This window comes from Allokutzneria sp. NRRL B-24872, from assembly GCF_002155965.1.
Lineage (GTDB): Bacteria > Actinomycetota > Actinomycetes > Mycobacteriales > Pseudonocardiaceae > Allokutzneria.
Map to the genome: position 1 here is coordinate 1 of NZ_MUMH01000221.1, position 12,624 is coordinate 12,624.

At 70.1% G+C, this 12,624-nt stretch carries 13 protein-coding genes and 1 pseudogene; 10 read left to right on the forward strand and 4 right to left on the reverse strand.

What is annotated here, in order from left to right:
• Window positions 1–228: 228 nt before the first annotated feature.
• From CCN37_RS36185 to CCN37_RS41190, 6 genes and pseudogenes are all read left to right on the forward strand, one after another.
• The gene (locus CCN37_RS36185) at window positions 229–1,350 is read left to right on the forward strand and encodes an HNH endonuclease signature motif containing protein (protein WP_086829757.1); all 1,122 of its coding nucleotides are present in this window, start codon (window positions 229–231) and stop codon (window positions 1,348–1,350) included.
• Between the two features lie 18 nt (window positions 1,351–1,368).
• The gene (locus CCN37_RS36190) at window positions 1,369–1,902 is read left to right on the forward strand and encodes a carboxymuconolactone decarboxylase family protein (protein WP_086829759.1); all 534 of its coding nucleotides are present in this window, start codon (window positions 1,369–1,371) and stop codon (window positions 1,900–1,902) included.
• Complete coding sequence (locus CCN37_RS36195) at window positions 1,895–3,124, forward strand: PP2C family protein-serine/threonine phosphatase (protein ID WP_246843520.1); 1,230 nt, start codon at window positions 1,895–1,897, stop codon at window positions 3,122–3,124. Before CCN37_RS36190 ends, CCN37_RS36195 begins: the two co-directional genes overlap by 8 nt.
• Window positions 3,125–3,245: 121 nt before the next feature.
• The gene (locus CCN37_RS36200; RefSeq protein ID WP_086829761.1) at window positions 3,246–3,773 is read left to right on the forward strand and encodes a hypothetical protein; all 528 of its coding nucleotides are present in this window, start codon (window positions 3,246–3,248) and stop codon (window positions 3,771–3,773) included.
• Window positions 3,774–3,970: 197 nt separating this feature from the next.
• Window positions 3,971–4,845 (forward strand): annotated as a pseudogene (locus CCN37_RS41185) (methionine--tRNA ligase).
• Window positions 4,846–4,857: 12 nt separating this feature from the next.
• Window positions 4,858–5,295, forward strand: a complete 438-nt coding sequence (locus tag CCN37_RS41190) for a hypothetical protein (RefSeq protein ID WP_210408368.1) — start codon at window positions 4,858–4,860, stop codon at window positions 5,293–5,295.
• Here CCN37_RS41190 and CCN37_RS36210 read toward each other — a convergent pair.
• Complete coding sequence (locus tag CCN37_RS36210) at window positions 5,292–5,756, reverse strand: MarR family winged helix-turn-helix transcriptional regulator (RefSeq protein WP_210408369.1); 465 nt, start codon at window positions 5,754–5,756, stop codon at window positions 5,292–5,294. The genes CCN37_RS41190 and CCN37_RS36210 overlap by 4 nt on opposite strands.
• Window positions 5,757–5,839: 83 nt before the next feature.
• Between CCN37_RS36210 and CCN37_RS36215 the strand changes: the two genes are divergently transcribed.
• The gene (locus CCN37_RS36215; RefSeq protein ID WP_086829765.1) at window positions 5,840–6,595 is read left to right on the forward strand and encodes an SDR family NAD(P)-dependent oxidoreductase; all 756 of its coding nucleotides are present in this window, start codon (window positions 5,840–5,842) and stop codon (window positions 6,593–6,595) included.
• Window positions 6,592–7,281 carry a DUF4386 domain-containing protein gene (locus CCN37_RS36220; protein ID WP_210408370.1) on the forward strand — a complete coding sequence of 230 codons (690 nt, stop codon included), beginning with the start codon at window positions 6,592–6,594 and terminating at the stop codon, window positions 7,279–7,281. Before CCN37_RS36215 ends, CCN37_RS36220 begins: the two co-directional genes overlap by 4 nt.
• Here the strand turns inward: CCN37_RS36220 and CCN37_RS36225 are convergent.
• Window positions 7,250–8,419 (reverse strand): epoxide hydrolase family protein, encoded by a 1,170-nt coding sequence (locus CCN37_RS36225; protein WP_086829767.1) that lies wholly within the window; start codon window positions 8,417–8,419, stop codon window positions 7,250–7,252. The two genes, CCN37_RS36220 and CCN37_RS36225, sit on opposite strands and share 32 nt — an antisense overlap.
• A 62-nt stretch (window positions 8,420–8,481) precedes the next feature.
• Between CCN37_RS36225 and CCN37_RS36230 the strand changes: the two genes are divergently transcribed.
• Window positions 8,482–9,441 carry a YafY family protein gene (locus CCN37_RS36230; RefSeq protein WP_086829770.1) on the forward strand — a complete coding sequence of 320 codons (960 nt, stop codon included), beginning with the start codon at window positions 8,482–8,484 and terminating at the stop codon, window positions 9,439–9,441.
• Window positions 9,442–9,672: 231 nt separating this feature from the next.
• Here the strand turns inward: CCN37_RS36230 and CCN37_RS36235 are convergent, their stop codons facing one another.
• Window positions 9,673–11,025, reverse strand: coding sequence for a GAF domain-containing protein (locus tag CCN37_RS36235; protein ID WP_168201022.1), 1,353 nt, complete (start codon window positions 11,023–11,025; stop codon window positions 9,673–9,675).
• 140 nt (window positions 11,026–11,165) lie between these two features.
• Here CCN37_RS36235 and CCN37_RS36240 point away from each other — a divergent pair, with 140 nt between their 5' ends.
• Window positions 11,166–11,975, forward strand: a complete 810-nt coding sequence (locus CCN37_RS36240) for an alpha/beta fold hydrolase (protein WP_168201023.1) — start codon at window positions 11,166–11,168, stop codon at window positions 11,973–11,975.
• Here CCN37_RS36240 and CCN37_RS36245 read toward each other — a convergent pair.
• Window positions 11,972–12,624: MsnO8 family LLM class oxidoreductase (locus tag CCN37_RS36245; RefSeq protein ID WP_143261982.1), on the reverse strand; the 653-nt coding region annotated here is incomplete at its 5' end. The genes CCN37_RS36240 and CCN37_RS36245 overlap by 4 nt on opposite strands.

Here is a 12,624-nt window from a genome sequence, read left to right on the forward strand (position 1 = left end):
TGGGGCCGGCTTGACCTGGGGGCCCCTTGCGCGTGCCCCTGGGCCTTACAGGGGCACGGGTAGTGAACCCGGCCCTCGCGCAAGCGTATGGCACGCGCACCCCAGGTAAAGCCGACCATTCCAGCCGCGTGTTCTGTTTCGTGGGGGTTGCGTTTTCGGCGCTTGGGGCGCCTGGGAATTCATTCTTTAGAGCCATGATCGACTATTTTATTGGCGTAGAATCGAGGTATGACCCTCGATGAACTGTTGGTCGAGGTTGAGGCGAAACATGCTGCTCTTTGTCATGCGAAAGCGGAACTCGCCACAGCCTTGACCGCATTCCAGAACGCTGCTGATGATCGTGATTACCAGTATGTGCAGAATGAGGTCGCCTGCGCCTTGCACATCTCCCGACGTGGCGCCGACCACATCCTCTCCAACTCCCTAGAGCTCACCGAACGCCCGTTGGTGCTCGCGGCCCTGTCGGCCGGGTTGATCGATGAGGGCAAAGCCCGCCTCATCGTCGACCAAGTCAGCATCCTCAAAGAGCCCCAAGCGTCGATCGCCGAGGCCGACCTGCTGGCCTACACCCCCACCCGCATCCACACCTCGATCCGCAGGCGTGCCCAGACGTTGATCCACAAACTCGACCCCAAGGCAGCCGAACGCCGTCACGAGGAGAAGCGCAAGGAGCGGTTGGTGTGGAAGACCAACCTGGACGACGGCATGGCCGAACTTCGCCTGGCGTTCGCCGCGCATGACACCGCGATGGCCTACGACCACATCGACCGGATCGCGAAGTCCCTGCCCAAAGACGACCGCACCCTCGACCAGAAACGCGCCGACGTCGCACGAGACCTCCTGATGGGTCTGGACACCCCGGCGCCGCAAGGCCAGACGATGGTCTACCTGACCATGCCCATCACCGCCCTGCTCGGTCTCACCGACGACCCCGGCATGCTGGCGGGATACGGGCCGATCCCGACGAGTGTCGCCCAGGACATCGCCGCCGGTGGCATCTGGAAGCGGATCTTGACCGATCCGGTCACCGGGATGGCCGAAGAAGTCAGCGATACCTACCGCCCAACAGCGAAACAGCGAGAGTTGATCAACGCCAGGTATCCCCGCTGCACCGCGATCGGGTGTCAGCAACCCGCGCAGCGCTGCGACGTTGACCACTGCCGCCCGTACGACGGCACCAACACGACCATCAAGAACCTCCGGCCGAAGTGCCGACACCATCACCGGATGAAGACTCACTCCAACTGGAGGTGTAAGAACCTTCCTGACGGCCGACACCAGTGGACGACCCCCAGCAACCGGGTCTACGAGACGGAACTCGAACCCATCGCCGAACCGGCGCCCTTCTAGTACGACAGGATCTCCAGCGTGGGTGACTACGACCGGGGCTTGGCACTGCTCCGCCAACTGGGCGGGACGGACGAGCCCGCCGTGCTGGAGCTGTTCCACCGCATCGGCGCCGACGACTTCGGGACCGAAGCCGTCGCGTACGTGTACGGCGGGGTCTACCAGCGGGCGGGGTTGTCGTTGGCGCAGCGCCAACTGATCACGGTGGCCGCGTTGGCGGCGGTGGGGTTCGCGGAAGCGCAGTTGCGGTTCCACCTCGCGGCGGCGCGGAACGTGGGGTGTTCGGGGCGGCAGCTGCGAGAGGCACTGGACCTGGTCGGTTCCACGGTCGACGTGGCGGGTGACGAGGTCAGCGGGCTGGGCGACCAGGACCGGCACCTGGTGGCGCTCGCGGCGTACACGGCGCTCGGGGGTGTGGCGCCGGAACTCGACGACCACGTGCGGGCGGTCGGCGACGACAGGGCGGCCGTGGAGGCAGTTCTGCACCTCTCCGTGTACGTGGGCTTCCCGGCCGCGCTGAACGCGCTCACGCGGATTGCCTCCGCCAGTGCGTAGCGGCGGCGGCGCGGAGATGCGCCTGCGGGTGTTGGAAGCGATCACCGACAGCAGGCTCAGGGAGTTCGAGCTGCCAGAGCTCTTCCGCACCCTGCTCAGCCAGGTGCGAGAGCTGTTCTCCGTCGACACCGCGACGGTGCTGTTGCTGGACTCCAGCGGCGAGCAGCTGGTGGCGAAGGCGACCTCGGGCCTCGAAGAAGAGGTCTTCCAAGGCGTGCGCGTCCCGGTCGGCGCCGGGTTCGCGGGGCGGGTGGCGCAACTCCGCGAGCCGGTGCAGATCGAGCGGGTCGACGAGTCCACAGTGGCCAACCCGTTGCTGTGGGACCGGGGCCTGCGAGTGCTGTTGGGGGTGCCGATGGTGGCGCACCACGGCGACCTGGCCGGAGTCCTGCACATCGGCAGCACCGAGGCCCGCAAGTTCACCGACGAGGAAGTCTCGCTGTTGCAGCTGTTCGCGGACCGGCTCGCGATGGCCGCGCACCTGCACCGGTCGGCGTCGGAGCGGACCGCTGTCACCGTTCTGCAGGACAGCCTCCTGCCCGGCCGCCTGCCGAGCACAGAGGGCTGGGAGATGGCCGCGCGGTACGTCCCCGGCGCCGACAACCACGTCGGTGGCGACTGGTACGACGTGCTGCGCCTGCCCGACGAGCGCATCGGCCTCGTGATCGGGGACGTGGTCGGCAGCGGGTTGCGCGCGGCGGTGGTGATGGGGCGGTTGCGGAGCGCGCTGCGGGCCTACGCGCTGGAGTTCGCCGATCCGGCGGAAGTGCTCGGCAAGCTCGACCGGAAAGCGAGCCACTTCGAGGCCAACACGATGGCGACCGTCGCCTACGCGGTGATCGAGCCCGGGACCGGCGCCATGGAACTGGCCCTGGCGGGTCATCTGCCGCCCGTTTTGGCCGTGCCAGGCGAAGAGACCCGGCACGTGGAAGCGCCGGTCGGGCCGCCCGTCGGCTACAACCTGGCCGTCACCGGGAGGCAGGGCGTGCGCGTCGAGGTGCCCGACGGAGCGCTGCTCGCGTTCTACACAGACGGCCTGGTCGAGCGGCGTCACTTGGACCTCGACAGCCGCATGGAGCACCTGCGGCAGGTCGTCGCCGCCACCCCACCGGAAACGGCCTGCGCCCGGATCATGGCCGCGCTCGTCGGCGACCAGCCGTCCTCCGACGACATCGCGTTGCTCGCGGTCCGCCGCTACCTCGGCCAGTCGACATCGCCCTGACCGACGTCGACGCGGGTGGCGCCAAGCGCTCGACCTCGGCCTTCTGGTCCCCACCCGCCAGCGGTTTTCGGCGATCGTCGAAATGAAGGACTTTCAACCCCGGCATCTCTAAGTTTCGCTCATGTCCATCGCGAGTGAGCTGTTGCCCGACGAGCGGCAACTGTGGTCCGGCAGGCCCGTCCGCTATCCCGTGTTCACCGCCTCGGACATCGTGCTTGTGCCGTTCAGCTTGGTGTGGTGTGGGTTCGCCGTCTTCTGGTTGTCCAGCGCGGCCAGCATCGGGGCACCGCCCGCGTTCGTCGCGACCGGCATTCCGTTCGTCCTGATCGGTGTCTACTTCGTGGCCGGACGGTTGGTCGTGCGGTGGCGCACCCTGCGCAGTTCCCTCTACGCGGTGACTGACCGCCGAGTGATCGTCGTGTCCGCGCCCCTGGGCTTCCGCCGCACGCGCACGGCGTACCTCCGCAATCTCGCCCCGCCGACCGTGAACGCTCGGGAGGACGGCAGCGGCACCATCACCTTCGGTGACAGCTCCGTCTGGAGCGATCTCATGCGGTTCGGCAGTGGCAGGATCACCCCTCGACCCATCGCGCTGGAGGGCATCGACGGCGTCCGCGAGGTCCAGGCGATCATCAGCAAGGCCCAGTGATCCGCCAGGCCGGAACCCGGGTGACAGAGCCAGATCGCGCGGTCATGATGCTCGGCATGCGCGCGAACCGTTCCGAGATGCCGAGCCCCTGCACGGGGCCCGTCGGCGCGCGCTGACACCAGCTGAGACCTTCGACCAAGCCCCGGCCGACGCCGGGGCTTCGCTCTACTCGTCGTCGTCCGAGCGGCAGGAGAGCCATGAGCCGCTACATCACCACCGCGATCCCCTACGTCAACGGTGAACCGCACATCGGGCACGCGCTGGAGCTGATCCAGGCCGATGTCCTTGCGCGCCATGCCCGATCGCGTGGCACCGGCGCGCACTTCCTCACGCCAACGCCGAGCGCTTCCGCGAGCTGCCCGGGCTGCTCGGCCTGTCGGTGGACGACTTCATCCGCACCAGCGCTGACGAGCGGCACAGCGCCGGAGTGCGCGAGCTGTGGCGGGCCGGCGCTGAGCGCGGCGACTTCTACCGGCGCAGCTACGAGGGCCTGTATTGCGGCGGCTGCGAACAGTTCTACCGGGAGGACGACCTCGTCGACGGGCGTTGCCGGGAGCACGGGGTCGAGCCGGAGCTGATCGTCGAGCAGAACTGGTTCTTCCGGCTCTCCCGCTACGCCGACCGCGTGCGGGATCTGGTGGCGTCAGACCGGATCAGGGGCGAACCCGCCGCGCGGCGCAACGAAGTCCTGGCTTTCGTGAAGGTCGGGCTCGCGGACATCAGCGTGCCCCGCCCGGCGGCCAGGTCGGACGGCTGGGGCATCCCGGTGCCGGGCGACCCGAGCCAGGTGGTCCACGTGTGGTGGGACGCGCTGGCCAACTACCTCACCGCGGACCCGGGGCGGTGGGCCGGCGCGGCCGAGCGCGTGCACGTGATCGGCAAGGGCATTGTGCGCTTCCACGCCGTGCACTGGCCAGCGTTGCTGCTCTCCGCGGGCGAAGCGCTGCCGGACGTGATCGCCGTGCACGACTACCTGACCGTCGACGGCGAGAAGATCGCGAAGAGCGCGGGCAACGCGGTGGCACCCCTCGATCTGGTCGAGCGCTTCGGTGCCGACGCGGTGCGGTGGTGATCGCTGCGCGAGGTGGCCAGGCTCGGCGACACCGACTTCACCGAGAAGCGCTTGATCAGCAGGGCGGACGGGGAGCTGGCGAACGGGTTGGGAAACCTCGTCAACCGCGTGATCACGCTCGCGCACCGGCTCCGCGACGGCCGAGTCGTGGCCCCGGCGGCTCGGACGCGCGCGGCGGCCGGGCTCGCCGAACGTATCGACGAAGCGCTGGCGGACTTCGACTTCCGCGCCGCCACGGCCGCGGTCGTGGAGGTCGTCGATGACGCGAACCGGTTGCTGGACAAGGAAAAGCCGTGGACGTCGAGCGGCAACGACCTTGATCGGGTGCTGGCGGTGCTGGTCAGCACGTGCCGGGTGCTGGCGGAGGAGATCGGCGTCTTCCTGCCGCACGGAGCCGCCCGGCTGCGCGATCAGCTCGGCCGCAAGGCGAATCTGGGCAAGCGAACCTAGGAGCGGTAACCGGGGTGCACGCCCGCGGTGAGGCCCTGCTGGTCGACGATCAGGCGGAGCAGGTCGATCAGCTGCGCACGCTGCCGCTCGTCGAGGGCCGCGCAGATGTCGGCCTCGTGCGCGGCGCCGAGCGACCGCATCCGGCCGAGCAGGCTCCCGCCCTCCTCGGTGAGGTGCAGCTCGTAGTTCCTGCGGTCCTCGGTGCTGCGCCGCCGCTCCACCAGGCCCTGTCGGTCGAGCTGGTCGACGAGCGCGGTGACCCTGCTGGGCACGACGCCGAGGTGGTCGGCGAGCGCGCGCTGGCTGAGCCCGGGGTCGGTGCCGATCATCCGCAGCAGCCCCACGTCGGAGGGCGAGAGCCCGAGCTCGCTGATGCGTTCGGCGAAGCGGTTGGCGGCGTGCGCGCCCAGTTGGGCGAGCAGGAAGGCCGCGCCACCTCGGTGATTGCGTGATGTCGACACGGGGTCTATCGTACCGCCCACAGAACGATTCAGTGCGATGAATCATTTACCGAAGTGAACCATTGAGCGGGCAGGAGAGTCGGATGACGAGATCCCTCGAAGGGAAGGTCGCCCTGGTCACGGGCGGTTCACGCGGAATCGGCGCGGCGACCTCGCGCGGACTGGCGGCGGCCGGAGCCGCGGTCGCGGTCAACGGGCGCGACAAGGACGCGCTGGCCGCGGTCGTCGAGTCGATCACCGAGGTGGGTGGGCGCGCGCTCGCCGTCCCGGCCGACGTGACCGACGCGGCGGCGCTGGCGGAGCTGCGCGCGAGGGTCGAGGACGAGCTGGGACCGGTGGAGATCCTGGCGCCCTTCGCCGGAGGCGCTGGCAGGCCCACACCGACCGCGAAGCTCTCACCGCAGCGGTGGCGCTCGGTGCTGGAGATCGACCTGACGTCGGTTTTCCTTGTGGTGCACGAGTTCCTGCCGAGGATGATCGAGCGCAGCGCGGGCTCGATCGTGCTGATGTCCTCCACGGCGGGGCGCTCGCCGTCGCACGCGAACGCGGCCTACGCGGCGGCCAAGGCCGGTGTGATCATGTTCGCCAAGCACCTGGCGAACGAGGTCGGCCGCGACGGCGTGCGGGTCAACTGCCTCGCGCCGTCCACCGTGGTCAACGACAAGATGCGCCAGGCGCTGTCGCCGGAGCAGCTCGCGGAGATGGCCGAGGCGTTCCCGCTCGGCAGGCTCGGCGTGGCCGAGGACGTCGCGCAGGCGGTGCTGTACCTGGTCTCCCCCGCCTCGTCCTGGGTGACCGGCGCGACGCTGGACCTCACCGGTGGGCGGGTGATCGCGTGAACAGCCAGCGCCACAACCCCCAGGGCGGCCCGCCGCTCGGAGTGCTCGCGGTCGTCTTCACGGCCCTGTTCGTGGCCGGGCTCGCGCTCAGCGCCATCGTCGGCGGCGGAGCGGTGTTCCCCTCGCCGTTCGGGCCGGAGGCCGACAGCTTCGCCTACTTCAGCAGTCACCGGTCGGCCGTTCAGGTCAGCGCGTTCTTCCAGTTCGCCTGCGCGTTCCCGCTGGCGATCTACACCGCGACCGTTCACGCGCGGCTGCACCGGCTCGGCATCCGCGCGCCCGGGGCGACCATCGCGCTGGCGGGCGGGCTGCTCGCTTCGGCGTTCATGGCGCTCTCCGGGCTGCTCTGCTGGGTGTTGTCCCGGCCGGGCATCTCTGACGAGCCGGTTCTGGTGCGCGTACTGCACCATCTCGCCTTCGGCGCCGGCGGAGTCGGGCACGTGGTCCCGCTGGGACTGCTGATCGCGGGCATCGCCGTGCCCGGCCTCCTCGCCGGACTGCTGCCGAAGTGGTGGAGCGTGGCTGGGCTCGTCATCGCCGGACTCGCCCAGCTCGCCACTCTCACCCTGCTCCTCGAAGGAGCCGGCTACCTCCTGCCGATCGCGCGCTTCACCGGGCTGATCTGGCTGATCGTCGCCGGGTTCCGCTTGCCGCTCAGCCGTGATCGGGCAGGAAGAACGCCTTGATGTCGGCGCTGAGCAGGTCGGGGACCTCCATCGCCGGGAAGTGCCCGCCCCGGTCGTGCTCCGTCCAGCGCTCGGCGTGCCCGGCCGGGTCGACGAGGGAGCGGATGGTGTCGTCCCCGGCGAACACCGCGTACGCGGTACGGGCGGCCGGGGGCGCGGCAGCCTGGTCCTGCGAGGACGCGGCCATCTGCCGGTAGACCTGCATGCCCTCGTAGAGAGCGTGGGCGGAGGAGGCCCCGGCCCCGGTGAACCAGTAGACGCTGACGGCGGTGAGCAGACGGTCGCGGCCGACCGCGTCCTCCGGCAGCTTCGCGGCGGGGTCGGTCCACTCGCGGAACTTCTCCGCGATCCACGCCAACTGGGCGATCGGCGAGTCGTTCAGGCCGTAGCCCAGGGTCTGCGGGCGCGTCGACTGGATGTGCAGGTAGCCGATCCCGTCCTGCTGGTACTGGTTGAAGCGCTCGGCGCGGTGCCGGTCGGTCTCGTCCAGGCCGGTGGTGTCGATGGCCGGGCCGAACGGCAGCGACGGCGCGGTGCCGGTGACGTGCACGCCCAGCACCTTCCCGGGCGCCACCATCGGCAGGATCTGCGAGACACCGGAGCCCGCGTCGGTGCCGTGCACGGCGTACTGCTCGTAGCCGAGGCGGTTCATCAGCTCCGCCCACGCCATCGCGACGCGGAAGAGGTTGCCCCAGCCCTCGTCGGCGACCGGGGCGGAGAAGCCGTAGCCGGGCAGCGTCGGGACGACCAGGTGGAAGTCGGCGCTCAACGGTTCGATCACATCGAGGAACTCCACGAAGCTGCTGGGCCAGCCGTGGGTGAGGATCAGCGGCACCGCGTCGGGGTTGGCGGAGCGCACGTGCAGGAAGTGGATGTCCTGGCCGTCGATCGTGGTGATGAACTGCGGGATCTCGTTGATCGCGGCTTCCTGGGCGCGCCAGTCGAAGCCGGTGGCCCAGTACTCCGCGAGGCCGCGGAGGTAGGTGGTGGGCACGCCCCGGCTCCAGTCCTCGCCGGAGGGGTGCTGCGGCCACCGGGCCTTGGTCAGCCGCTCGCGGAGGTCGATCAGGTCGGCATCGGAGACGGCGATCCGGAAGGGGCGGATCTCGGTGCTGGCGTTCTCGGTGTGGGAGGTCATGAGAGAGACAGTAGGAGCTATTGCGGCAAGGATCGTTCCGCGATTGCGGGCATACTTTTCTCATGACGACGGCAGCCCGACTCCTCCGCCTCCTCGGCCTGTTGCAGCAGCCGCGCGACTGGACCGGGGCCCAGCTCGCCGAGCGCCTCGGCGTCTCCGATCGAACGATCCGCAACGACGTGGAGCGGCTGCGGTCGCTGGACTACCCGGTCGAAGCCACCCCGGGCGTGATGGGCGGCTACCGGATGGGCTTCGGCGCTTCGCTGCCGCCGTTGCTGCTCGAAGACGATGAGGCGATCGCGACGGCGGTGAGCCTGCGGGTCGCGGCGGGCGCGGGGGTGGCCGGGATGGCCGAGTCCTCGCTGCGCGCGCTCGCGAAGCTGGAGCGCATGCTGCCGAGCCGGCTCCGCGACCGCGTCTCCGTGGTGCACGGCGCGACGCTGTCACTCCCCCGTGGCGGCCCAGTGATCGACTCCGAGGTGCTGACCACCATCGCGGCGGCGATACGGGCCGGTGAGACGCTGCGCTTCGACTACCGCTCCTTCGACGGGACGCCGAGCAGGCGCGACGCCGAACCGCATCGACTCGTGCACACGCGCGGGCGGTGGTACCTCGTCGCGTGGGACACCTCGCGGAAGGACTGGCGGATGTTCCGCGCCGACCGGATCACTCCGCGCGTCCCCAACGGCCCCCGTTTCTCGATGCGGGAAGCACCCGGCGGCGATCTCGTCGAGTACGTGGAGCGCAGCCTCGGCGCGGCGGTGTGGCGCTACCGCGTGGAGGTGACCGTGCACGCGCCCGCCGAGCACGTCTCCGCGCGGCTGCCGGACTGGGTGGTGGTGGAGCCCGTGGACGCCGCGACCTGCCGCATGTTCGTCGGCTCCGACAACCCGGAGATGCTCGCGTTGTGGCTCGGCATGCTCGACGCCGACTTCACCTTCGACCGCGCAGCCCACCCCGAGCTGGCCGCGCGGCTGCTCCACGTGGCCGACCGCTTCCACCGCATAGCCCGCACTCCGTAGCCCGCCGCCCTTCTTCGGGGATGAGGTGGGCGGAGTGCGGGTCGGGGAATCCCAATAAGCCCGCTCCACATCCAGGCCCCGCCCAGCGGTCCGCCAGGCCGCCGAATCCGTTTCGTACTGATACCGGGAGTTGGGAGCGCTCTATTTCCCGCTATGAGTACGAAACGGGAAGGTTCAGACCACGCCGGCGCGCGATGAGGCGAGCGGGGCGGTGGGGTGCATGGGATGAGTTTAGCTGGTGGGGCGGGCGTGGGGTGCGGCTAGCCAGCGGACCACGGAGTCGGGGTCGCCGTCGGAGAACACGCGTTGGCGCAGGCGTTCGTGCACCCGTGCGCGCAGCTCGACGATGCCGGGAGCCGCTGAGCGCGGTAGGAGCGGGCCACGGTAGCGGTCCAGCAAACCGCCGACCGAGCCGGACGGCAGATCCTGTTCCAGGTCAAGGAAATCCGCGCGAACGGGGCCGACAAGGCGGTAGGGCTCCGAGGCCAGGCGGTAGCCGAGAATCCGCCGGAGCCGGGTCATCTCCGCGCGCACGGTCACGGTCTTGCCGTGCGGGCCGTAGACCTCGCGCGCCAAACCCTCGGCTGTCAAGCCGCCGGGCCACGCGCACAGAACGGCCACCAGCTCGCTGTGCCGTTGAGTCAGCTCGTGCGCCACGCCGTCCACGCGCAGCCAACCCCGGTCGAGCCCGAGGCCGCCGAAGACCACGGCGCCGTCGACCTCCACCTCTTGTGCCATAACGAAAAACGGCCCGTCGACCGCGAGTCGTTCGATCACCACGGAACGCCCGTCGGGCAGGACGGCGGTCCCCTCACGCAACGGCAGATACCACCGCGAAGGCAACCACCCGACGGGATCGGCCAGCACCACGCGGCCGTCGGGAGCCACGACAGCGCTGTGACTGCCGACGCGGTTGGCCAAACGGCTGACATACCGGCGTTGAAGCTCGATGTGCTGGCGTTGCGCGTACTCCCGCAACTGCGCCTCAGCCAGCCGCGCGGTCGAGATCACCAGCGACAACGCCAAACCCTCAGCGCCGTCCAGCGGCTCGGTGGTCAGGTCGAGCACGCCGAGCACCGCGCCGGTCATCGGGTCGCGGATCGGCGCGGCGGAGCACGTGTAGGTGGTCGCGGCGGACAGGTAGTGCTCCGGCCCGCGCACCTGGAAAGGCCGTCCCAGAGCCAAAGTCGTGCCGACACCGCTGGTCCCGGCGGCGTCCTCGCTCCACCGCGCGCCCGGCACCAGGTTGACGCGCTCGGCCCGCCGCACGGTCGGACGATCACCGTTGATCCACAGCAGGTGACCCGCCGCGTCGCTCAGGAACAGGATGCGCCCGGGGCCGTCGAGCGAGGTGTGCAGCGTCCGCTCCACCGTCGGCCACACCCGCGCCAACGCGTGCTCGCGGCGCAGCTCGACGACATCGTTCTCCGCCAAGGCAACCGGCGGCAGGTGCCGGTCCGGGTGCACGCCGCTGCCGCGCGAGCGGTCCCACGACGCGCGCACCGCCGGACGCACTCCGCGCGGCACGACACCACTCAGCGCCTGGTCCCGCACGCGGGCCAACCGCTTCCCCTCAGCGTCCATGGTCGCCTCCACCGAGAACGTAGATCCGCGCCGCGAACCGCTGCAACCCTCGTGCAACCCCGTTGCAACCCCTTCTCCGCTGATCAACACCGGCTCGATCATCTGCGGCGACCGCTCGCACGCCGAAAGGGATGAGACCCATGGCCTACCTCGAACTCCCCGACGGGGTGCCGCTGCACTACGAGGACACCGGTTCCGGTCCGGCGGTCGTCCTGCTGCACGGCTGGACGATGAACAGCACGTTCTGGCAGGCCAACACCGGCCCGCTGGCCCAGCACAACCGCGTGATCGCCGTCGACTTCCGCGGCCACGGCAACTCCGGCAAGACCGAGCAGGGCCACTCGCTGCACCAGTACGCCCAGGACGTCCGCGCGCTCATCGACCACCTGGAGCTGGACGAGGTGTGCCTCGTCGGCTGGTCGATGGGCACGGCGGTGATCCTCAGCTACGTCCGCGAGCACGGCACGGAGAAGCTGCGCTCGGTCTGCTTCGTCGACCAGTCCCCGCGCTTCCTCGACGCCGCCGAGTGGGACTTCCCGTTGATGGGCGGCTATTCCATCACCGATCTGGCCGTGTTCACGCAGAGCGTCCGGCACGCGCGCCCCTCGGTGATCAAGCCGTTCATCGCCGCGTGCTTCGCCACCGAGCCCGACCAGGCCACCATCGACGCGATCTACGCCGAGACCACCAAGACCCACACGCGCAGCGCGCTGGACGTGTGGTTCGACATGGCCTACGCCGACCTGCGGGCGATGCTGTGCCGGGTCACCGTGCCCGCGCTGCTGATCTACGGCGAGCAGAGCAAGGTCTTCCCCGGCGACCTCGCGGGCTGGCTGGCGGGCGAGCTGCCCAACGCCGAGGTCGCGCGCTTCGCCGACAGCGGGCACGCTCCCTTCGCCGAGGAGCCCGAGCGCTTCAACACCGTGCTCGGCGACTTCCTGGCGAGCTAGTTCATCGCCTTCGCCAGCAGGGAGTAGCTGCGGCGCTGGTCCTCCGCCGAGTGGATGATCGAGGTGATCATCGCCTCGTCCGCCCCCATCGAGGCGACCAGTTCACGCAGCCGCGACGCCACGTCATCCGGTCCGCCCACCAGGTACGTGGCGAGGAAGTGCTCCGCGATGGCCTCTTCGGACAGCGTCCACGCGTGCTGTTCGACGGCCTCCGGCGAAGGCAGCCGCGTCGGCCGCCCGGATCGCAACCGGGCGGCCGACAACCCCATCGGCCGCGACAGGCGCTGCGCCTCCTCCGCGGTGTCCGCGGTGATCACGCCGACGGTGAGGATCGCGTGCGGCTGAGCCAGTTCGGGGCTCGGCCGGAACTCCGCGCGGTAGTGGCTCAACGCGGCGGGGGCGTTGTCGGGCGCGAAGTGGTAGGCGAACGCGAACGGCCGCCCCAGCCTCGCCGCGAGCGCCGCGCTGTAGCCGCTCGACCCCAGCAGCCACACCGGTGGGCGCGTCGGGTTGGTCGGCACCGCGTGCACCCCGGCGAAGGTGTGCCCCTCCGGCAGCCCGCCGTCGAGGTAGCCCTCCAGTTCCGCCAGCTGCTCGATGAAGTCCTCGACGCCGTGCCCGGTGTGCCTGCGGACCGCGGCCGCGGTCC

Excerpts from the sequence above, each read along its gene's own strand:
- CCN37_RS36200 (WP_086829761.1), top strand. The coding sequence starts at position 3,246 with ATGTCCATCGCGAGTGAGCTGTTGCCCGACGAGCGGCAACTGTGGTCC.
- CCN37_RS36235 (WP_168201022.1), bottom strand. The coding sequence starts at position 11,025 with ATGGACGCTGAGGGGAAGCGGTTGGCCCGCGTGCGGGACCAGGCGCTG.
- CCN37_RS36185 (WP_086829757.1), top strand. The coding sequence starts at position 229 with ATGACCCTCGATGAACTGTTGGTCGAGGTTGAGGCGAAACATGCTGCT.
- CCN37_RS36215 (WP_086829765.1), top strand. The coding sequence starts at position 5,840 with ATGACGAGATCCCTCGAAGGGAAGGTCGCCCTGGTCACGGGCGGTTCA.
- CCN37_RS36240 (WP_168201023.1), top strand. The coding sequence starts at position 11,166 with ATGGCCTACCTCGAACTCCCCGACGGGGTGCCGCTGCACTACGAGGAC.
- CCN37_RS36225 (WP_086829767.1), bottom strand. The coding sequence starts at position 8,419 with ATGACCTCCCACACCGAGAACGCCAGCACCGAGATCCGCCCCTTCCGG.
- CCN37_RS36230 (WP_086829770.1), top strand. The coding sequence starts at position 8,482 with ATGACGACGGCAGCCCGACTCCTCCGCCTCCTCGGCCTGTTGCAGCAG.